At 65.2% G+C, this 20593-nt stretch carries 18 protein-coding genes, 1 tRNA gene and 1 pseudogene; 9 read left to right on the top strand and 11 right to left on the bottom strand.

The features are described from left to right. Positions 1–406 precede the first annotated feature (406 nt). A complete protein-coding gene (locus DTS01S_RS16955) occupies positions 407–1636 on the bottom strand; it encodes a multidrug effflux MFS transporter (RefSeq protein WP_016454546.1) in 1230 nt (409 codons plus the stop codon). Further along, a complete protein-coding gene (locus tag DTS01S_RS16960; RefSeq protein ID WP_016454547.1) occupies positions 1633–2070 on the bottom strand; it encodes a winged helix-turn-helix transcriptional regulator in 438 nt (145 codons plus the stop codon). Before DTS01S_RS16960 ends, DTS01S_RS16955 begins: the two co-directional genes overlap by 4 nt. 264 nt (positions 2071–2334) lie before the next feature. Between DTS01S_RS16960 and DTS01S_RS16965 the strand changes: the two genes are divergently transcribed. The 5 genes and pseudogenes from DTS01S_RS16965 to DTS01S_RS29735 all read left to right on the top strand — a co-directional run bounded on the left by DTS01S_RS16965 (position 2335) and on the right by DTS01S_RS29735 (position 4651). Then, positions 2335–3138, top strand: coding sequence for an SDR family oxidoreductase (locus DTS01S_RS16965; protein ID WP_017405393.1), 804 nt, complete (start codon positions 2335–2337; stop codon positions 3136–3138). 34 nt (positions 3139–3172) lie between these two features. Continuing rightward, positions 3173–3469 (top strand): YciI family protein, encoded by a 297-nt coding sequence (locus tag DTS01S_RS16970; protein WP_017405392.1) that lies wholly within the window; start codon positions 3173–3175, stop codon positions 3467–3469. Positions 3470–3563: 94 nt separating this feature from the next. Beyond that, positions 3564–3949, top strand: a pseudogene (locus DTS01S_RS31255) (SDR family NAD(P)-dependent oxidoreductase); the annotation flags it as partial. Beyond that, positions 3940–4176, top strand: coding sequence for a hypothetical protein (locus DTS01S_RS30540; protein ID WP_156493772.1), 237 nt, complete (start codon positions 3940–3942; stop codon positions 4174–4176). The pseudogene DTS01S_RS31255 and the gene DTS01S_RS30540, both read left to right, overlap by 10 nt. A 148-nt stretch (positions 4177–4324) precedes the next feature. Next, entirely contained in the window at positions 4325–4651 is a 327-nt protein-coding gene (locus DTS01S_RS29735) for a hypothetical protein (protein ID WP_074931940.1), read from the top strand. Between the two features lie 262 nt (positions 4652–4913). Here DTS01S_RS29735 and DTS01S_RS16975 read toward each other — a convergent pair. From DTS01S_RS16975 to DTS01S_RS17000, 6 genes are all read right to left on the bottom strand, one after another. Beyond that, positions 4914–4988, bottom strand: a tRNA-Arg gene (locus tag DTS01S_RS16975). 77 nt (positions 4989–5065) lie between these two features. Beyond that, the gene (locus DTS01S_RS16980) at positions 5066–9385 is read right to left on the bottom strand and encodes a translocation/assembly module TamB domain-containing protein (RefSeq protein ID WP_061288189.1); all 4320 of its coding nucleotides are present in this window, start codon (positions 9383–9385) and stop codon (positions 5066–5068) included. 2 nt (positions 9386–9387) lie between these two features. Then, positions 9388–11310 carry an autotransporter assembly complex protein TamA gene (locus tag DTS01S_RS16985; RefSeq protein WP_026062384.1) on the bottom strand — a complete coding sequence of 641 codons (1923 nt, stop codon included), beginning with the start codon at positions 11308–11310 and terminating at the stop codon, positions 9388–9390. A 4-nt stretch (positions 11311–11314) separates the two neighbouring features. Further along, positions 11315–12502 (bottom strand): vWA domain-containing protein, encoded by a 1188-nt coding sequence (locus DTS01S_RS16990; RefSeq protein WP_016453729.1) that lies wholly within the window; start codon positions 12500–12502, stop codon positions 11315–11317. A 31-nt stretch (positions 12503–12533) separates the two neighbouring features. Then, the gene (locus DTS01S_RS16995) at positions 12534–13268 is read right to left on the bottom strand and encodes a GNAT family N-acetyltransferase (RefSeq protein ID WP_061288191.1); all 735 of its coding nucleotides are present in this window, start codon (positions 13266–13268) and stop codon (positions 12534–12536) included. An 8-nt stretch (positions 13269–13276) separates the two neighbouring features. After that, positions 13277–14131 (bottom strand): AAA family ATPase, encoded by an 855-nt coding sequence (locus tag DTS01S_RS17000; RefSeq protein WP_016450128.1) that lies wholly within the window; start codon positions 14129–14131, stop codon positions 13277–13279. A gap of 116 nt (positions 14132–14247) precedes the next feature. Here DTS01S_RS17000 and DTS01S_RS17005 point away from each other — a divergent pair, with 116 nt between their 5' ends. Continuing rightward, a complete protein-coding gene (locus tag DTS01S_RS17005) occupies positions 14248–14922 on the top strand; it encodes a c-type cytochrome (RefSeq protein WP_016450129.1) in 675 nt (224 codons plus the stop codon). 75 nt (positions 14923–14997) lie between these two features. Here DTS01S_RS17005 and DTS01S_RS17010 read toward each other — a convergent pair whose 3' ends face one another. Both DTS01S_RS17010 and DTS01S_RS17015 read right to left on the bottom strand, forming a co-directional pair. Continuing rightward, positions 14998–15456 carry a DUF1841 family protein gene (locus tag DTS01S_RS17010; protein ID WP_016453732.1) on the bottom strand — a complete coding sequence of 153 codons (459 nt, stop codon included), beginning with the start codon at positions 15454–15456 and terminating at the stop codon, positions 14998–15000. 77 nt (positions 15457–15533) lie between these two features. Further along, positions 15534–16133 (bottom strand): short chain dehydrogenase, encoded by a 600-nt coding sequence (locus DTS01S_RS17015; RefSeq protein ID WP_034347952.1) that lies wholly within the window; start codon positions 16131–16133, stop codon positions 15534–15536. 106 nt (positions 16134–16239) lie between these two features. Here DTS01S_RS17015 and DTS01S_RS17020 point away from each other — a divergent pair, with 106 nt between their 5' ends. Further along, positions 16240–17130 carry a LysR family transcriptional regulator gene (locus DTS01S_RS17020; protein WP_016453734.1) on the top strand — a complete coding sequence of 297 codons (891 nt, stop codon included), beginning with the start codon at positions 16240–16242 and terminating at the stop codon, positions 17128–17130. Positions 17131–17140: 10 nt separating this feature from the next. On the opposite strand, the gene kefC is transcribed toward DTS01S_RS17020, so the two are convergent. Beyond that, on the bottom strand, positions 17141–19024 hold the full coding sequence (gene kefC, locus DTS01S_RS17025; RefSeq protein ID WP_061288194.1) for a glutathione-regulated potassium-efflux system protein KefC: 1884 nt from the start codon (positions 19022–19024) through the stop codon (positions 17141–17143). A gap of 297 nt (positions 19025–19321) precedes the next feature. On the opposite strand from kefC, the gene DTS01S_RS17030 reads away from it, so the two are divergent. After that, on the top strand, positions 19322–19951 hold the full coding sequence (locus DTS01S_RS17030) for a LysE family transporter (RefSeq protein ID WP_061288196.1): 630 nt from the start codon (positions 19322–19324) through the stop codon (positions 19949–19951). A gap of 76 nt (positions 19952–20027) precedes the next feature. Beyond that, positions 20028–20492, top strand: a complete 465-nt coding sequence (locus DTS01S_RS17035) for a MaoC family dehydratase (RefSeq protein ID WP_017406698.1) — start codon at positions 20028–20030, stop codon at positions 20490–20492. Positions 20493–20593 lie beyond the last annotated feature (101 nt).

The raw sequence follows: 20593 nt of genomic DNA on the forward strand, positions 1-20593 counted from the left end.
GGTTGAATCCACCGTCGGTAGCTGCCACACGAGAGCCCCTGGCAACCCGCTACGCCGCCGCACATCGGCCCTGAGCGCTTGCGCCTCGGCCGATAGCTCGCTCCTCAGCCTTACTGGTCTAAAAAACTAAAGTCCAGTGGCGCGTTTTCCGTACAGACGAAAGTCCAGTGGCGCATCTCTCTAAAGATCGATGGCGCATGGCTTGCGAGGACGTGAGAAATCAACGAGTTATCTGCGTGACGCGCTGCGTGTTCAGTGGCGTTCCGCAAGAATTCTTCCAGTTGTGTGTTTGTGCTACAGGGGCAGGGTCCTGCGGCCATTGAGTCCTCACGCTGCGGCAGTCGGGCAAAGGCTCCATCCAATTCATGCTGGCGAAGGTGTGCCTCGTGTATCCACTGGAATCTCGTCAAAAACCAGCCGTCCTGGGCTGGTTCCAGAAAGTGATGAAAGCAAGAAGTGCGAAGACTGAGATAAGCAGTCCTACCGCCGCCATGTGGGAGATCCCTGCCATCGTGCTGACCAGCATGGCGCCAAGTGCTGCGCCGGACATCTGTATGAAGCCCAACATGGCGGAGGCTGCACCTGCTTGAGCTCCAAATGGAGAAAGCGCCTGTGCTGTACTGAGAGGATTGGCAACGCCCATTCCCATGAGGAAGACACAGAGCGCGAACGTGAACGCTGTGAGGCTGGATGGGTATCGAACCGAGGCCAGGTAGATCATCACGCCTCCAACCAAGGCCAAGACGATTCCGGCTTGGATGACTCGAGCTGCACCCCAGCGATGTGAAAGTCTTGGTACAGCGAGGCCTGCAGCAAAAACCACGGGCACCGTGGCTGCAAAAAAGAGCCCCATCTCCAGCGCGCTCAACTTGATGGCGCCCATCAGCACTGATGGAGCAGCAGCGAAGAATCCATAAAGCCCGCCTGTGAGACACATGACAGCGACGACTGGACGGAGGAAGCGTGGATCGATCAGAAGGCTGGCATAGATCCTGAGTATGGGGCCAACGGCAAGCGGCATCCGCCGCGACGCGACGTGTGTTTCTGGAAGTCGGAAGGCGTACCACATTGAAAGTGCAAGCCCGAAGGCACTGACCGTCAGGAAGGTCATGCGCCAGCCAATCATTTTCTCAGTCATGCCGCCCAGCAGCGGAGAGAACCCCGGGGCCGCGGCCATAGCCACGATCACCATCGCAAGAACGCGTGCCAGAGTTTCGCCTTCATACATATCTCTTGCGATCGCGCGTGCAAGTACGGACGCGGCGCATACGCCTGCAGCCTGTATTGCTCGGCCGACAATCAGTTCGGCTGGAGCCGCCGCCTGGGCACACACCACCCCGCCGGCCGCGAAGACCAGCAAGCCCCCTATGACCAGTTTGCGACGCCCGAAGCGATCAGACAGAGGTCCCACGAAGAGTTGCCCCGCCGCGAAAACTACGAAGAAGACACTGAGTGTCAGGCCGAGCTGGGCATCTGACGCACCCAGGGTTTTAGACATCGCCGGAAACGACGGCAGGATGATGTTGGTTGACAAAGCGCCTATCGCCGCGAGCGCAGCCAACAGAAGAACTACGCCACGGTTCGCTGTGCCTGCTTGATTTTCCGCCGGCACTGGAGCCCGACTGCTTGGCTTCATTCCGGCATCACCATGCGGATTTCGCGAGTCCCGATCTCTGCGCCGGTCTCTGCGTCGATCGCAATCGGCTTCAGATCGTTGCCCGTCTCGGCATCCAGAAACCGAACCAGCTTGCCTTCGCCACGGTGCTTTCGGCCCCAGGCAGCAATCATGAAGAGAACGGGCAAGTAGTCCCTCCCAGCTTCGGTCAGGACGTATTCCTCGCGAGGTGGCCGCTCCGAATACTGCCGCTTTTCCAGCAGTTGCTCATCCGTGAGCGTCGCCAAACGCTTCGTCAGCATCGTGGGAGCGATGCCAAGGCTTTTCCTGAACTGATCGAAGCGCGTCAGCCCAGCGTTCGCATCCCGCAGGATCAACATAGTCCACGCATCGCCCAGGAAGGCCAGGCTGCGCGCGATGGGGCAAGTGCTTTCAGAAGTTTTTTTCGAGTCCATATCATTTCAGTATTGACTAAGTACTGAAACGATACTAACATGCGCTCATCGTTCAGTCCAGCACCCACGCCCGAAAGGAGTCATGCGCGCAGAGAGCCCGGCCTCATCTTGAGAGGTAACGGTTGTGAGCCATGCCTTGGCTGATGAAGGCTTGTTCATGGTCGCGCTGCCAACCCCGATAGCAAATAGCCCAAAGCCCTTCTGCACGCACGTTCAGCCGGGCAAAGTTTTCAAGAATTTCCATCATCTACGGAGAAGCTACCCATGAAGAAGACAGTCCTAATCACCGGCGCATCCTCGGGCTTCGGCCTGCTGCTCGCCAACAGCCTGCACAACCAGGGCTTCGAAGTCATCGGTACCAGCCGTGAACCTGAAAAGCACGAAGGGAAGGTTCCCTTCAAGCTGCTGCGTCTGGACATCAGCGACGACAACTCCATCAACGCGTTCGCTGAAGAGCTGTTCCGCAGCGTCAGGCAGCTGGATGTATTGGTGAACAATGCCGGCTACATGGTGACGGGGCTGGCAGAAGAGACTCCCGTCGAATTGGGACGTCAGCAGTTCGAAACCAACTTCTGGGGCACGATCAAAGTGACGAATGCCTTGCTGCCCCGGCTGCGGGCGCAAAAGCATGGGCAGATCATCACAATCAGCTCCATCGTCGGCTTGATCGGCCCGCCGAATCTCTCGTACTACACGGCTTCAAAGCACGCAGTCCAGGGGTATTTCAAATCTCTGCGCTTCGAGCTGGATCCGTTCAACATCCAAGTCAGCATGGTGGAGCCAGTGTGGTTCAAGACCAACCTCGCTCATAACTCCGTGTCTCAATCAAGCGGGCGTATTGCTGATTACAACGCCTACCGCAAGCAAGCAGATGCTGCGACACAGAAGGGGATCGATGAGGCGGAGGCGCCCGACGCCGTCGTCAAAACGATTACCAAGCTGATCGATACCAAGAAGCCAAAGTTCAGTAATCCCGTTGGAAAGATGACCGGAATGATCCTGTTCCTGCAGAGCTATGCGCCCAAGATGTTCGAGGGGGCAATATTGAAGAGTGTGAAAACAGCTTGAATCTCAGCATCATTTATCTTTGAGAGGAGCCGAAATGAAATACTACCTGTGCAAATTTGTCCCGCCTCGCGCGAATTTCCTGGGCACCATGTCCGGCGAAGAAAAAACATGGATGATGCAGCATGGCGAATATATGAACGGTCTTCTCGAGCAAGGTGTGATCGTAGCGCACGGGCCTGTGATTGACGATGGTGATGGCTACGGCGTGTCTCTTTACCAGATCGCCGACAACCAAGAGATCGGTTCGTTTACATCCGAAGATCCCATCGTGAAGAATGGGATTGGCCACTATGAGCACTACACGATGGCCAGCTTGACTTCCCGCAGCTGAACGCATCTTTCTCCGCAGCAGCGTCTCTCTGCGCTGACTTGTCTTATTAACCAGGCTGTCATAAAAATGGTGGATATCAATTGGGGAAGTTGAAATGACTAGCTCTCTTATTGCTGGCGCCTCCAGTGGCATTGGTGCTGTTTACGCACGCCGCTTTGCGGCTCGTGGCCACGATCTCGTATTGGTGGCCCGTACCACCGACCGGCTCAATGCATTGCTGCCTGAGTCTTCACAAGGTATTTGCGCAGCAACGAAGTCCTACATGTTGGCCTTCTCGCAGAGCCTTGCAGCTGAGGCAGGGCCCAGGGGCGTCTACATACCAGCGGTTTTGCCGGCCGCCACACGCACCGAGATCTATGAGCGCTCTGGTGGCGATGTCATGGATGGAGGTTGACGACCTCGTTGATGCAGCTGGTGGGTTTTGATCGCAGAGGGCTTGTGACCATTCCACCAGTGCCTGAGGCAGCGGCATGGGACGCATTTTAGCAAGCGCGCGGATATTTGGCCCAGGGCTTCTCAAACTCCAAGCCCGCTACTCGTTACCTCACTTGAATTTCACCATCTATTTGGTTTTTGCAGCATTCGTGCACTGGTCTGCTGCGTGTGGATATTCCCTGAGCAAGACTTTGGGTAAAGATCAGCAAAGTGTTTTGAATTTTCAATTATTTTGTATTGAAAAAGAAAAGCTGATTGGAAACTTATTCTGAATATTGATTGATGAATATATCTGGTAGTCATCAATTTTCTTTAGGAAAGGAGTGGCTCAATATTTAATATTGCGTCTTTGATTCATTCGGTCAACACTGCCGCATAACATACTTGCCGGTAGCCTCATAGTCATCTGTCATTTAAACCATGTCAAAAATAGCCTCGCCCTTGATCAGGGTAAGTGCATTGCGCACTCTAAAATTCGCATTCTTCACAATAGCTATTTCTACTTGCTATGCAGCCAATTCTCAAGAGAGCAGCGCAGCAAATAAAAAGGAAGTAAATAGTACTTCTCGCGCGGAGGTCATGGCCGATCTGGCACTCTGGCGTCGTGCCGGAGTCGACCGCTATGAAGTACTGTCGACTTCGTACGGTATGGAATCAGAAGCCTATCGGTTGGCACATCAGGAATATCTTCGCCTTCGGAATGGTGAGGAATTCCAGGAAGAACTGAAAAAAGCAATCACTAAGTGATTTGCCCTGCCTGAGCAGGCCCTGCGGTGGCGCTGGAGAAGGTTCGGCGCTGATGCGGGTGCGCGTGCTTAGCTCGGGCCAAACGAAACGACAACGGCCCCTTCGATTCCCATGAGGGCGCCGAGGGGGCTGTCGTCGTTTCCGTGTTGAGAGCCCACTGCGCGGGCATGCAATCCAGCCCTTTAGACCGTATTCATGTCCCACTTATGGCCCAGACACCCACTCAATGAGCTGTAAGTGGTTGTCGCCATTGGAAAATTGATGGTCCCTCCGACAGGAATCGAACCTGTATCTGGCGCTTAGGAGGCGCCCGTTCTATCCATTGAACTACGGAGAGGAGCAAACGGCGATTGTAAACCCATGGCGGGTCCGCCCCGCGCAGCGCCGGCAGGGAGGCTGCGCAGGGGTGGGGCGTCAGTCCTTGCGCACGGTGTAGATCAGGTCCAGCGCGCTGGTTTCCCCGGTCTGGCCGCGCAGGGTGAGGCGGCGCGAGAGGTCGTAGAAGATGTACAGCGTGCCCATGGCGCCCGAGAGGCTTTGCTCGTAGGTGACATAGAGGTCGCTGGACAGGCGCTTGCCCAGGGTGAGGGCCGCGCCGGTGGAGCCCTCGCCGCCCGGTCCCTTGAAGCCGATTTCGTCCAGGCCCAGGTTGCTGGCGATCTTGCCGCTGTTGTTGCGCCCGCCGCTGAGCAGGGACAGCGCGGCCTGCTGGAGCAGGGCGCTTTCGGCGCCGCCCGTGGCGGGGTCGCGGCCCATGACCACCCAGGAGAGCTTTTCGGCATCGGGCATTTCGGGGTCGGAGTACAGGCGCACGCGCGGGGCGTTGGCCGTGCCCTGCACCTGCACGCCTGCGCGCACGGCGATGTTCGGGCGCAGCGCCAGGATGTCCAGCGAGGGGTTGGCGTAGGGGCCGTTGAAGCGGATGAGGCCGGTCTCCACGTCCAGCGACTGGCCCCAGGCGCGGTAGCGGCCCTGCACGGTGCGGATCTCGCCGGTAATGCGCGGCGGGCCGCCCGCCACGGTGGGGCCTTGCACTTCCAGCGCGCCTTCCAGGCGTGTGGTGATGCCGTAGCCCTGCAGCGCGAAGTCGCGGCCCAGGTCGAGCTTGACGAGGATGTCGGGCAGCTTGATGGTTTCGGCGCGGGCCTGGGCCTTGCGGTCGGCCTGCTGCTGCTTGCGCGCCGCTTCCTGCTCGGCCTTGCGCGAGGCGGCCGAGTGCACGACCACGTCGGAGTCCAGCGAGGGCGCGGATTCCTCGGGCAGGATGATGGTGGCGCGGTCGGTGGTGAGGTCGCCGCGCAGCGTGAACTGGCCTTGCTCCAGCCTGGCCTGCAGGCCGCCCGAGACGCTGACCTGGCGGTCCGCGCGCACCAGCACCTGCAGCCTGGTGGCCTGGGCGCGCAAGTCCATGCTCAGGCCGGAGTTGCTGCCATCGGCGTTGGGCGGGTCCCAGCGCACGAAGCCCGAGCCCGTGAGTTCGCCGCCTTCGCGCGGCGCCGTGGTGAGGTTGCCGCTGTAGCCCAGGATGCGCGCATTGCTGCCGCGCCCGCCCTGCATGCGCAGCTCGGTCAGGTCCAGGCGGTTGCCTTGCAGGCGCGCGCGCAGCACGCCGTTTTGCAGGTCGATGCCGTCCAGCGCGGACAGGATGCTCAGGCCGTCGGCCGAGAGATTGCCCTGCCACTGCGGGTTCTGGCGGTCGCCGCTGATCTCGGCCTTGGCCTGCAGCGAGCCGGTGACGCGCCAGCCGGGCGGGGCGAACAGCGCCCAGATGCCGATGTCGGGCATGCGGGCGTCTATCTGGCCGGACAGAGGGGCCTTCTCGGGCCAGGTCCAGGTGCCGTCCTGCTGGGCCAGGCGCGTGCCCAGTTGCGCGGTCAGGGTGCCGGCGCGTTCGCTGTCCCAGTCGAGCTTGGCCTGCACGTCGTCGCCCTGGGCGCGCACGCTCAGGCGGGCCTGCTTGATGTGGGCGCGCATGCCGGCGCCGCGCACGGTACGGGTGCGCACTTCGCCGGGCTTGCTGGAGCGCGGCCCCGTGGTGTGGATGACGGTGGTGCCCGAGCCGTCTTCCACGGCCAGGCGCAGGTCGCCGGCTGCACGCTCGACCAGCAGTTCGGCCTTGAGCGCGGGGCCCGTCGTGTCGATGTCCCAGCGGGCGTTGAAGCTCAGGTCGCCGCTCAGGCCCATGGCGGCCAGCGGGGGCTCCTCGGCCATGGACAGGGCATCGACCCAGGCCAGCGGCAATGCCTGGGCGCGGCCTGTGCTGCGCAGGGCCCAGCGGCCGTCGCCGCCCTGGCTGGCGCGGGTGTCGTCCCAGGCCAGCAGCACGGGCTGGGGCGCTTGGGCATTGGTGCGGCGCTGGGGCAGGGTGGGCGGCGTGACCTGCAGGCTGCCGGCCGATGCCGTGAAGGCAGTGGACAGCACGGTGCGGCCCGTGGTGCGCTGGGCGATCCGTACGGGCTGGTTGCCTGCCAGTTGCAGCTGCCATGGGCCGGGCAGGTCCTGGCCCGGACTCAGCCGGGCCTGCAGCTTGTCGATGCTGGCCTGCCAGTCCAGGGGTGCGGCACCGCGCGCCGTGGCAAGGCCTGCCTGCAGGGCCGTGTCGATCTGCGCGGTCTGCGTGCCGCGCTTCGCCTGGCCGGCCAGGGTGAGGCTGGCCTGCTCGGGCGAGCCCTTGAGGGCCAGGCGCAGCTCGGGCAGCTCCAGCGCCTGCTCGGGCGGCGTGTTGGCGGGCAGGTAGCGCAGCTTGGCGGCCTGCAGGTCGGCCTGCAGCTGCAGGCCGCTGGCGGGCAGGGGGTCGCCCACGGCGGCCTTCATGCGCTTTTGCAGTGCGCCCCATCCGCCGCGCCAGCTGGCGTCCAGCTGGGCCTGGCCTTCGATCAGGGCGCCGGCCAGCGGGTCCTTCATGCCGGGCAGCTTGCGCAGCCACTGTGTGAGGGAGGTGAGTGACGACAGCTTGAGCTGGCTGCTGCCCTGGCCTGCGGCAGGGCTGATGTGGCCGTCCAGCGAGAGTTCGGCGCCGGGCAGCTGGGCCTTCAGCACGGTCTGCAGTTTTTGCTGTTCGGTGTCGAACTGCAGGCTGCGGCTGCGCACCGAGGCCTGCAGCGCATCAAGCTGCAGGTTCTCCAGCGACAGCACGGGCTGGGCCCAGCGGCCTTTGGTGGCGAGTTTTTCTATGCGCAGGGGCTGGCGCTTGGCGCCTGCGGGCGCTGCTGCGGCCTGGATGTCCACGCTGAAGTCCACCTGCTGCTCTGCCGTGGTGCTGGCGCGCAGCTCGCCCTGCAGCGGTGCGGCTTCCAGGAGGCTGTAGAGCGCGGCGGGGTCCAGGCGCTGGACCTTGGCCTGGCCTTCGAAGACCTTGGTGGCGGGCTCGAAGCGGCCCTGGGCGTCGATGCCGCCCGAGCCTATGGCGATCTGCGCCTGCTCCAGCAGCCACTGCTGGCCGTCATAGCGCACTGCGGCCTCGATCTGGTCCAGCGGCAGGCGCTGGCGGTCCCAGGGGCCAGGCATGGCGTTGTTCAGGCGTGTCGTCAGCTGCCAGGCGGTGGTGGCGATGGCCGAGCCTGGTGCCTGGTCCGATGCCTGTTCCGTGGCGGGTGCCTGGGCTGTATCAGCTGCCTTGCCATCCGGCCCGGCCTGCAATTCGCCGCTGATGCGGGTGCGCGGTCCCTGGGGCCAGAAGGCGGCGATGTCGATCTGGCTGAGCTGGGCGCGCGCGGTCTGCAGCGGCTGGGGCTGCCAGGGCCGGATGCTGGCCTCGATGTCCGCGTGCATGGGTTCGGACACGGGGGCGGCTTCCTTGCGCTCCCTGGCCTTGCCGTTCTTGCCATCGGCCTTGGCGGATTTCTGTACGGCGGCAGGGGCAGGCGTTTCCTCGGGCACCGTCCCGGGCTTGGCATCAACCTGGAGCTTGATGCCCAGTTGCGCAGCGGCGGTAGCCAGGGTGCCGTCGATCCGTGCCTTGGCCTGCACGGCCAGCGGTGCAGGTTTGGGGGCCTTGGCCGTGGAGGCCTCGTCGTCCGAAGCCAGGGCCGGCGCCTGCAGGTCGCCCTGCAGCTCGGCCTGGATGGCCATGGGCGCACGGGCCTGCAGGCGCAGCCTGGCCTGGTAGCTGCCATCGGCCCATTGCAGGTCGCGCACGTCCAGCTGGTGCTCGCTGCCGTCGTAGGCGTAGTGGCCTTGCAGGCCCAGTACCTCGGCCTGGGGCGGGCCTTGCCAGACGATGCGCTCCACATGGAAGGGCACGTCGATCTTCACGGGCAGCACGAGCTGCTGCAGCGGCTCGACGGGTTTCTTGTCCTCGGGGTCAGGCGTGCTGGCAATGTTCAGCTCGGCGATGCGCACTTCGCCCAGGCGCACGGTGCGCGACAGCAGGGGACGCAATTGCCAGCCGATGGTGGCGTCGCGCAGCTCCACCTTCATGGTGGGGCTTTGCCATTGCAGCCAGCCGATGCGCCCGCCCTGGCGCACGGTGCCGGTGACTTCCTTGGCCTGCAGGCTCTGGCCTGCGGGCAGCCAGCCGGCCACGCGCTGCAGGGTGTAGGCCAGCGAATCGGCACGGCCGCTCCACCACCAGGCGGAACCCAGCAGGGCGGCCAGCAGCAGGACCAGGACCAGGAAGAACCAGAGCAGGTAGCGCAGCCAGCGGCGGCGGGGCGCAGGCGACGGAGGGGACGCCTGGGGGCTTTGGTCTGGCGCGGCGGAGGAGGCAGGGGTATTCAAGCGGGAATCCACCATGGTCAGAAGTTGAAGCCCAGGCGCAGGTGCAGGCGCAGCTGCTTTTCCTGGGCGCCCCAGGCGATGTCGGCCTGCACGGGGCCCACGGGGCTGCGCCAGCGCAGGCCGGTGCCCACGCCCACGCGCATGTACATGGAGTCGGGCGCATCGCCCACGGTGCCGGCGTCCAGGAAGACGGCGTGCTCCCAGTCCTGCGTGTTGCCCTTGATGACGATGGGCCGCTGCCACTCGATGCTGCCCACGGCCATGTAGCGCCCGCCGATGACCTTGCCGCTGTCGGTGCGCGCACCGATGCTCTGGTACCCGTAGCCGCGCACGGTGTTGTCGCCGCCGGTGATGAACAGCTGGGTGACGGGCAGGTCGGCATCCTTGCGGGCCAGCAAGGCACCGCCGGAGGCGCGCAGCGCCAGGCGGCTGCGGCGCTTGGTCTCGGGATCGACCTCGCCGATGGGAATCAGGCTGAGCCAGCGGCCCGAGACACGGCCGAACGGTGTGCGCTGGGGCGTGAGCGTGGTGCCCGCGCCGACTTCCCAGGCAAAGCCGAAGCCCGAGGAGGGCGCCAGCGTGCTGTCGAAGTAGCGGCCCGTCCAGCCGTAGTTGGCCGTGACCGACGAGCTGGACGGGGGCGCGCCCTCGCCCTGGGTCTTGGCGTAGTCGTACTGCAGGTAGTAGTTGCGGTCGATGTGGTCTTCGGACTTGGTGCGGCCGGCGCGCAGCTGCAGGCTGTTGACATCGAAGTCGCCCGAGGGCGCGCGCTCGGCCTTGGCCGTGGTGAACCAGCGCCACAGGGTTTCGTCGGGCAGGGCGGTCCACTGCGTGGAGATCAGCGGGTTCTTGCGGTCGAAGCGCATGCGCGTGACGGCACGCCAGCCCAGCCAGGGCAGGCGGTTGTGGATGTGGTCCACGCTCAGGCGCGGGCCGGTGTCGGTGCTCATGCCCACGCCGAAGACCCATTTCTGCATCTGGGCCTCGCGCACCTGGGCGATGACGGGCGTGGTGACCTGGGCGCCCTTGCGCTTGATGGCTTCCTCGTCCTCGGCGGCGCTGTCTCCCTGCTGGGGCACGTTGGCCAGCGTGAGGAAGACGGAGTCGTAGTAGCCGCTGCTGGCCAGGCGCAGCTGGGCGTCGACCAGGGCGGTCTGGTCGTATTCCTCGCCCTCGGGCAGGCGTGCGATGCGGGCCGTCCCCACGGGGTCGTAGCGCTGGGCGCCTTCGATGCGCAGCGGGCCGAAGGTGTAGGCCGGGCCGGGCGCATAGGCCACGCTGACGTCGGCCTCGTGCGTGTCGGCGTCGATGTCGGCCAGGCTGGAGTCGATGCGCGCCAGCGGGTAGCGGCGCGACTGCAGCGTGCGCAGGCCCTGGCTCTTGGCCTGGCTCCAGCTGGCCTGGCTGAAGCGCTGGCCGGGCTGCAGCGGCCATTGGCTTTCGATGGTGGCGCGCTGCGAGGCGCCTTCGGGATCGTCGGCATTGACGCCCGCAAAACGCACCTGGCTGCGCGCAATGGTGGCGGGCTCGCCAGGGTCCACCTTGACGGTGACCTCCAGCGGGGCCTCGTCGGATTCGGGCGTTTCCTTGATCTCCACCGTGACCGTGGGGCTGAAGTAGCCCAGCGTGCCGATCAGGTCGCGCACGTTGGCGTCGGTGGCGCCCAGCAGCCGCGTCAACTCGCGCCGCTGCAGGTCGCTCTGGTAGCGGTAGCGGCGCAGTTCGAGGTGCTTTTCCAGCAGCTCGCGCACTTCCTTGGGCGCATCGACGACAAGGGAGAAGGCCGGGTCGCCGGTCGCTGCAATCAGCGACGGGTCCGTGTCCTTGTCATCATTCTTGGACGGCAGGAGGCTGCAGCCGCCTAGCATCAGGGCTGCACTCAACAGAAACAAAAACGCCGGCCCTCGGGCCGGCGCTGTCGCGGGGGGGAGCTTGGGCATCGGCCTATTTTGACAGCAGGCGCATGGCGTCTTCCAGACCTTTGAGTGTCAAAGGGTACATGCGGTTGCCCGTGAGCTGCTGGATGATGCTGATGCTCTGGCGGTACTGCCAGACGCCGGGCGGCTCGGGGTTGATCCAGGCAAAGCGCGGGAAGGCATGCGTCAGGCGCTGCAGCCATTCGGCGCCGGGCTCCTCGTTCATGTACTCCACGCTGCCGCCGGGCTGCAGGATCTCGTAGGGGCTCATGGTGGCGTCGCCCACGAAGATCAGCTTGTAGTCCTTGTTGTACTTGCGGATGATGTCCCAGGTCGGAAACTTCTCGGCGAAGCGGCGGCGGTTGTTCTTCCACATGAAGTCGTAGACGCAGTTGTGGAAGTAGTAGAACTCCAGGTGCTTGAACTCGCTCTTGACGGCGGAGAACAGCTCCTCCACGCGCTGCACGTGCTCGTCCATGGTGCCGCCCACGTCCATGAGCAGCAGCACCTTCACGTTGTTGTGGCGCTCCGGGATCATCTTGATGTCCAGGTAGCCCGCGTTGGCGGCCGTGCTGCGGATGGTGTCGGGCAGGTCCAGCTCCAGGTCGCTGCCTTCGCGTGCGAACTTGCGCAGCCGGCGCAGCGCCACCTTGATGTTGCGCGTGCCCAGCTCCTGCGTGTCGTCGTAGTCGCGGTAGGCACGCTGCTCCCAGACCTTGACGGCGCTCTTGTTGCGGCCCGGCCCGCCGATGCGCACGCCGGCCGGGTTGTAGCCGCCGTGGCCGAAGGGGCTGGTGCCGCCCGTGCCTATCCACTTGTTGCCGCCTTCGTGGCGCTCCTTTTGCTCCTCCAGGCGCTTCTTGAGCGTGTCCATCAGCTCGTCCCAGCCCATGGCTTCGATGGCGGCCTTCTGCTCGGGCGAGAGTTCGCGCTCCAGCAGCTTCTTCAGCCAGTCCTGGGGAATCTCGCGCGTGAGGTCGGCCACCATCTCCACGCCCTTGAAGTAGGCAGCGAAGGCGCGGTCGTACTTGTCGTAGTGCTTCTCGTCCTTGACCAGCACGGTGCGGCCCAGGTGGTAGAAGTCGTCCAGGCTCCAGGCGTCCTCGCTCCTGGGGCCGACCACGCCGGCCTGCAGCGCCTCCAGCAGGGTCAGGAACTCCTTGACCGAGACGGGCAGCTTGGCCGCGCGCATGGTGTAGAAGAAGTCGATCAGCATGGCATCTCCCGGGGGCCTGGCGTACGCGCCCTCATGTGCGCGCCACGGCGGTGCTGCCGTCCGAATGGCGCTGCAACTGGTCCAGCAACTGGGCGCGCGACTCGGGCCATTCGCCGCTGCGCAGGCTGTACATCACGGTGTCGCGGATGGTGCCGTCGCGGCGCAGCGCGTGGCCGCGGATCACGCCGTCCTTCCTGGCACCCAGGCGCTCGATGGCGCGCTGGCTGGCGAAGTTGAAGCAGTCCGTGCGCCAGCCCACCACATGGCAGGCCAGCGTGTCGAAGGCATGGCCCATGAGCATGAGCTTGGCCGAGGTGTTGACATGGGTGCGCTGCACGCTGCGCGCGTACCAGGTGTAGCCGATCTCCACGCGGCGCACCTCGGGCAGGATGTCGTGGTAGCTGCTGGTGCCCAGCACGCGGCCGCTGTCGTCGTCGAGCACGGCAAACGCGAAGCGCTTGCCCTGGCTGCGCTGCTCCAGCGCGGCCTCGATATAGGCGCGCACGTCGTCGGGCTCGGGCGCGGAGGTCACGCGGATGCGCCACAGCTGGCCGTCCTGCACGGCCTCGCGCAGGCCCGGTTCATGGCTGAGCGCCAGGGGCTCGAGCCGCACGCCGTTGAAGCGCATGACCACGGGCTGCACGAAGCCCTGGTGCGCCACGGCGCCAGCCACGGGGATGGTGGTGACCTGGCCGGTGATGGCCGGCACGCGCGATTCTGCGCCGGCGTGGTCGGGGCCTTCGGTGTCGGGCTTGGAATCCGGCATGGCTGGCCTCAGCGGTTGCGCTGGTTCATGAAGACCAGCTTCTCGAACAGGCTCACGTCCTGCTCGTTCTTGAGCAGGGCGCCCACCAGCGGCGGCACGGAGACCTTGCCCTCGGCGGTCTGCAGCGATTCCACGGGAATGTCCTCGGCCACCAGCAGCTTGAGCCAGTCGATCAGCTCGCTGGTGGAGGGCTTCTTCTTGAGGCCGGGCAGGTTGCGCACGTCGTAGAACACCTTCATCGCGGCGGCCAGCAGCTCGCCCTGCAGCTTGGGGAAGTGCACGGCCACGATCTGGCGCATGGTGTCGGCGTCGGGGAACTTGATGTAGTGGAAGAAGCAGCGGCGCAGGAAGGCGTCGGGCAGCTCCTTTTCGTTGTTGGAGGTGATGAACACCAGCGGCCGGTGCTTGGCGCGGATCATCTCGCGCGTCTCGTAGCAGTAGAACTCCATGCGGTCGATCTCGCGCAGCAGGTCGTTCGGGAATTCGATGTCGGCCTTGTCGATCTCGTCGATCAGCAGGGCCACGGGCCGGTCTGCCGTGAAGGCCTGCCACAGCACGCCCTTGACGATGTAGTTGTGGATGTCCTTGACGCGCTCGCCGCCGTCGATGTCGGACAGTTGCGAGTCGCGCAGGCGGCTGACGGCGTCGTATTCATACAGGCCCTGCTGGGCCTTGGTGGTGGACTTGATGTGCCACTGCAGCAGCGGCATGTCCAGCGCGGCGGCCACTTCCTCGGCCAGCATGGTCTTGCCCGTGCCGGGCTCTCCCTTGACCAGCAGCGGGCGCTGCAAGGTGGCTGCGGCATTCACCGCGAGCATCAAATCCTGGGTGGCGACGTAGTTCTCGGAACCTTGAAATTTCATGGGCGGTATCAGCGTAAGTATTGATGGGGACGCTTGACGGTGACTGCCATAATCGTTCGCGCTACCCGCTCAGCAGTAGGCATCCGTCAGAACTCTTGAAGGATTGTGCGCGCAAAATGATAAAAACTTTGACCACGGTATTGGCGCTGGCTGTCGCATCTGTGACCTCTGTGGCACAGGCCCAGCAAAGCAAAGGTGACGCAAAGGCAGGGGAGGGGAAGATCGCCATGTGCATTGGCTGCCATGGCATCCAGGGCTACCAGGCCAGCTTCCCCGAGGTGTACAAGGTCCCCAAGATTTCCGGCCAGGGCGCACCCTACATCGTGGCCGCGCTGCAGGCCTACCAGAAGGGCGAACGCAAGCATCCCACCATGCGCGGCATTGCCGATCCGCTGACCGAGCAGGACATGGCCGACGTGGCGGCCTACTACGCCGAGCATGGCGTGGCCAAGGCCGCCGACGCCAAGGTCCGCGAGCCCAGCACCCAGGTCGCCGCGCTGCTGCAAAAGGGCGCCTGCGTATCCTGCCACGGCCAGGGCTTTTCCAAACCCATCGATCCCAGCTACCCCAAGGTGGCCGGCCAGTATGCGGACTATCTGTACTCCGCCCTCAAGTCCTACAAGACCGAAGGCAACCCCCATATCGGCCGCAGCAACGGCGTGATGGCCGGCATTGCCAAGCAGTTCACCAACAGCGAACTCAAGGCGCTGGCCAACTACATCGGCAGCCTCGATGGCGAGCTGCAGACCCTGCCGCAGCCCCATTTCCGCCTGGGCCACAAATCGCAGTGAATCGCGCGCAGCCCCATACCCCATAGCAAAAGCCCGCAATCGCGGGCTTTGTCTTGAGGGTGATGCACAGAGGCGCTATGCGCCGCCCGTGGCCTTGGCGCCGTCACTCGTGGCGCGGCGCTGGACTGCGGCGATATAGGCTTCGCCATCGGGCGGGCGGCCCGAACGCTGGCTTTCCCAGAGCATCTGCCCCAGGCATTCCATGGTGGCGTGGTGGGCGTCGTGCAGCGAGTCCAGGCGGCGGCTGAGCAGCTCCACGGCCTGGCGTATGCCGCGCGGCTGGTCGATGCTGCACTGCTCGCTGATGGACAGATGCATGGACAGATGCAAAAACGGATTGGTCACGCCGGGCGTGGCGTCGTAGTCGCGCAGCAGGGCGGCGTCCACGTCGGCAAGGTCATCGAAATACTCGGGATGCTCGGCAATCCAGAGGCTGGCCAGCGTCTCTATGGCCTCCATCGGCGCGCCGCTCAGCATCTTGGTGCGCACGCCGCAGAAAAAGCGCCGCACATCGGCTTGGGTGGGGTTGAACATGGTGGCGCGCAGCGTAGCACGCGGCCCTTTTGGGCGGGCACGCAAGGACTTTGCCGAGGGCCCGCCGCAAGAAGAGGTCAGAGCACCTCGAAGACCCTGCCGGTCTGGGCGCCTTCCACGCTGCGCTGGTAGGCCAGGGCCACGCGGGCGGCGGGCACGGTCTCGAAGCCGGGGAAGACCGAGCCATAGGCATCGGCCGATTCGGTCAGCAGGGTGGGGCTCACGGCGTTGATGCGCAGGCCGCGCTGCAGTTCGACCGCGGCGCCGGTGACGAAGCCGTGGAGGGCGGCATTCACTGTCGATGCATTGGCGCCGTGGCGGATGGGCTCGGTGGCGGCGACGCCGCTGGTCAGCGTGATGGAGCCGCCGTCGCGCAGCCAGCGCTGGCCCAGCAGGGCGAGCCGCACCTGGCCCAGCAGCTTGTCCTGCAGGCCGGAGTTGAACTGCTCGGCCGTCATCTCGGACAGCGGGCCGAAGTGCAGCTTTCCGGCCGTGCTGACGATGGCGTCCACCTGGCCGGCGGCTTCGAACATTTTCTGCAGCGTCTCGGGCTGCGTGAAGTCGGCGCGCAGATCGCCGCTGTTGCGGCCCACGGTGACGATGTCATGGCGCGGGGCCAGCAGGGCGTGTACGGCGCGGCCGATGGTGCCGGAGGCACCGATGAGAAGGATCTTCATGCGGTTTTCTTTCTGAGGGGGTGAACAGGCCTCCAGTGTTTTGCAAATCATGGATGGCATAAAGTAGCTGGATCTTTTTGTACTCCTAAGCATTGGTTGGCAATCCATGGACAAGCTGCGCAATATGGAGGTCTTCATGGCCGTGGTCGAGGACGGCAGCTTTGCCCAGGCCGCGCGGCGCCTGGACATCTCGGCCGTGATGGTGGGCAAGCATGTGCAGCAACTGGAAGCCCATCTGGGCGCGCGCCTGCTGCAGCGCACCACGCGGCGCCACAGCCTGACCGAGGTGGGGCGCAGCTTCTACGAGGACAGCCGCCAGGTCTTCGAGCAGTTGCGCTGGGCCGAGTCGGCCGTGGAGCGCAGCCGCAGCGCGCCCCAGGGCCTGCTGCGCATCAGCGCGCCGACCACGCTGGGCAACCATGTGATCGCGCCGCTGGTGGCCGACTACCAGCTGGCCCATCCGCTGGTGCGCGTGGACCTGCAACTGAGCGACAGCATGGTCGACCTGGTGGGCGAGAACATCGACGTGGCCGTGCGCATCGGCCCCGTGGGCGGCGAAGGCCTGGTGGCGCGGCCGCTGCAGCCCTATCGCATGGTGATCGCGGCGGCGCCTTCGTACCTGCGGCGGCGCGGTCATCCGCGTGGCGTGGGCGATCTGGCGCGCCATGACTGCCTGAGCTACGCGGTCTGGCAGCGCCGCTCGGAATGGATTCTGCGCGGCGACGGCTCGGCGCCGGTGCAGTGGCCCGACGATGCCCGCCTGCGCTGCAACAGCGGCGACGGGCTGCGCCATGCGGCGCTGCGCGGCCTGGGCCTGATCCTGCAGCCCGAGGTGCTGCTGGCCGCCGACATGGCCGCGGGCCGGCTGGTGCCCGTGCTGCAGGACTGCGTGCCGCTGCCGCGCCCGGTGCACCTGGTCTATCTGCCGGACCGCCGCCAACTGCCCAAGCTGGCGCAGTTCGTGGACCACATGGTGCAGGCGCTGGGCGCGTCCTGAGGCCCGGTTTTCAGGGGGCGGGCGGGTGCGGGGTTTCCTGCGGCGCCTGGTCCTTCTCCTGCTGCGCCTGGGCCTCCTGCCGCTCCTTGGCCATCTGCTCGACCAGCTGCTGGCGGCCCTGCTTGGCCACGGCGATGAGCTGGGCCTGGTCCTTGTGGTGGGGGTACATGCGCTCGATCAGCTGCAGGTTGTGCTCCCGAAAGCGCGCGGTGGTGCGCCGGGCCTCGGCAGGGCTGTGGCCAGCGAGCTCCAGCACGGTGCGTGCCGAGACCAGGCTGGACTCGAAGACTTCGCGCTCGACATGGTGCACGCCCAGGTCGCGCAACTGGTACCAGTGGGCCATGTCGCGCGCGCGGGCCACGATCTCCAGGTGCGGAAAGCGCTTGCGCACGCGGGCGGCGATCTTCAGCGATTGCTCGGAAGAGTCCACGGCAATGACCAGCACCCGCGCCTTGTCCGCGCCGGCAATGCGCAGCAGGTCCATGCGGGTGGCATCGCCGAAGAACACGCGGTAGCCGAAGGTGTGTGCCACTTCCAGCATCTCCACGCTGTGGTCGAGGATGGTGGCCGGCACGCCCTGGGTCAGCAGCACGCGCGCCACGATCTGGCCGTAGCGGCCAAAGCCCGCAATGATGATCTGCGCGTCCTGCGGCTCCGAGATTTCATGGGCCCTGGCAGCCTGGCCCGCGCCGTCGACCTGGCAATCCTTCATGTCGGCAAAGCGCTTGAGCAGCAGCTTGTCCATCAGCACCAGGACCAGCGGGCCGATCAGCATGGACAGGGCCACGGCGGCCACCAGCATGGACGAGATGCTGTGGTGGAACACCTTGTACTGCGCCGCCGTCTGGAACACCACGAAGGCGAACTCGCCGCCCTGGGCCAGCAGCAGGGTGAACACCGGGCGCTCGCGCCAGGGCAGCTTCAGCACGCGGGCCAGGGTGTAGAGCACGGCGCCCTTGAGCGCCAGAAAGCCCAGCACCATGGCCGCCATGGCCCAGGGCGCGCGCAGCAGCACGCCGAAGTCGATGCTCATGCCCACGGCCATGAAGAACAGGCCCAGCAGCAGGCCCTTGAAGGGCTCGATGTTGGTCTCCAGCTCGCTGCGGTACTCGCTGTCGGCCAGCAGCACGCCGGCCAGGAAGGCTCCCAGCGCCATGGACAGGCCCACCTGCACCATCAGCATGGCAATGCCCACCACCAGCAGCAGCGAGGTGGCCGTGAAGATCTCGGGCGTGCGGCTGCGGGCGATCCAGCGCAGCAGGGGGCGCAGCAGCAGGCGGCCGCCCACCACCACGGCGGCGATGGTGCCCACGGTCTTGAGCACCTGCAGCCACAGGTGGCTGTCTGTGTGCGTGGCATTGGCGGCCTTGACCGCGCCCAGGATGGGGATCAGCGCCAGGATGGGAATGGCGGCCACGTCCTGGAACAGCAGGATGGAAAAGCCGGCCTGGCCGCTGGGCGTGCGCATGAGGTTGCGCTCGGCCATGACCTGCAGGCAGATGGCCGTGGACGACAGGGCCAGGCCCATGCCCGCGATCAGGCTCACGCGCCAGGAAAAGCCGAAGGCCCAGGCCGCCAGGAACAGCACGCCCGTGCAGGCCAGCATCTGCGCGAGCCCCCATCCCAGGATGGGCCGGCGCAGCTCCCACAGGCGGCTGGGCTGCAGCTCCAGCCCGATCACGAAGAGCATCAGCACCACGCCGAACTCGGCAAAGTGAAGAATGTCATCCACATTGCTGACAAGCGACAGTCCCCAGGGGCCCATGGCAATGCCGGCACCCAGGTAGCCAATGATGGCGCCCAGGCCCAGGGCACGCGCAATGGGCACGGCCAGCACGGCGGCGGTGAGATAGAGAAAGCCGTAGGTCAGCCAGATGGGGGCGCTGTGTTCCATGGAAGCTCGGGATCTTGGAGTTGGTGTTTACCCTGGGATGATTGATTGTGTCACTCTCACAGCCGGGTCAGCTTTCTGACAGGGTTGAAAATGCCCCCCACGCTCCCTTTGCTGCGCAAGGTCCGCTGCCCCTGGCCGGGCGCCCCCCGAGGGGGCCGTTTTCATCTTGGGGCGGCCCGGCGATGAAAAATGCCACCGAATGCTTCACCGCCCCATCCGGCTTTGCCGCGGCAGTGCGCCACATCGGCTGCACGGTTTTAAGATGCCGGCCTGCTCCGTATTTTTAAGGTGTTTGGCATGGATTGGCACACTTGGATCGCCTACTTTGTGGCCTGCTGGATCATTGCGGTCTCCCCGGGCTCGGGCGCCGTGCTGTCCATGAGCCATGGCCTGTCGTATGGCGTGCGCAAGAGCAGCGCCACCATCTTCGGGCTGCAGCTGGGGCTGCTGACCATCTTGCTGATCGCCGGCGCGGGCGTGGGCTCGCTGCTGCTGGCCTCCGAATGGGCGTTCAACGCCGTCAAGATCGTCGGCGCCTGCTATCTGATCTACCTGGGCATCAGCCAATGGCGCTCGGGTGCCGCACCCCTGGCCACCCAGGAATCCATGCCCGAGCTCAGCGTGCGCCGCCGCGTGCTCACGGGCTTCCTGACCAACGCCACCAATCCCAAGGGCATCATCTTCATGGTGGCCGTGCTGCCCCAGTTCATGACCACCAGCCGCCCGCTGTGGCTGCAGTTGCTGATCCTGGCCGCCACCATGCTGGCCGTGGACACCATGGTCATGCACGGCTATGCGGCCAGCGCCAGCGCGCTGCGCGGCTTCATGCGCAACGCGCGTGCCGTGCGCAGCCAGAACCGGGTATTCGGCGCGCTGCTGATGGCCGTGGGCACGGGGCTGTTCTTCGTGCAGCGCGCCTCGCGCTGAGCCCCTCCCTGGGCTAACCCTAGCCTGTCGCGCGCCCGACATGGAGCGCGCGGCACCGGCCCCTACCATTTGGGGCATGAAAACCTTCCATTCCTATTCCGAAGTGCGTGCCTGCGTGGGGCAGGAAGTCGCCGTCAGCGACTGGATCACCATCACCCAGCAGCAGGTGCAGCTGTTCGCCGATGCCACGGGCGACCAGCAGTGGATCCATGTGGACCCCGAGCGTGCGTCCAAGGGTCCCTTCGGCGCGCCGATCGCGCATGGCTTTCTGACGCTGTCGCTGATTCCCCAGTTTTTCCAGAGCTGCTTTCACATCGAAGGCGCGCAAATGGGCGTGAACTACGGCCTCAACCGCGTGCGCTTCACCTCGCCCGTGCCCGTGGGCAGCCGCCTGCGCGCGCGCCTGACGCTGCAGGCCGCCGAGCCCATCGAGCCCGGCGGCCTGCAGATGACCTGGCTGGTGACCGTGGAGCGCGAAGGCGCGGACAAGCCCGCCTGCGTGGCCGAGTCCGTGGCCCGCAACTACGGTGCCAAGGCCTGAATGAAAACTGACCCCCCGCTACCCTTGCTGCGCAAGGCCCGCTGCCCCCCAAGGGGGCGCTTTTCATCTTGGGGCGGCCCGGCGATGAAAAAAAGCCCGCA

This window comes from Delftia tsuruhatensis NBRC 16741, from assembly GCF_001571325.1.
GTDB lineage: Bacteria > Pseudomonadota > Gammaproteobacteria > Burkholderiales > Burkholderiaceae_C > Comamonas > Comamonas tsuruhatensis.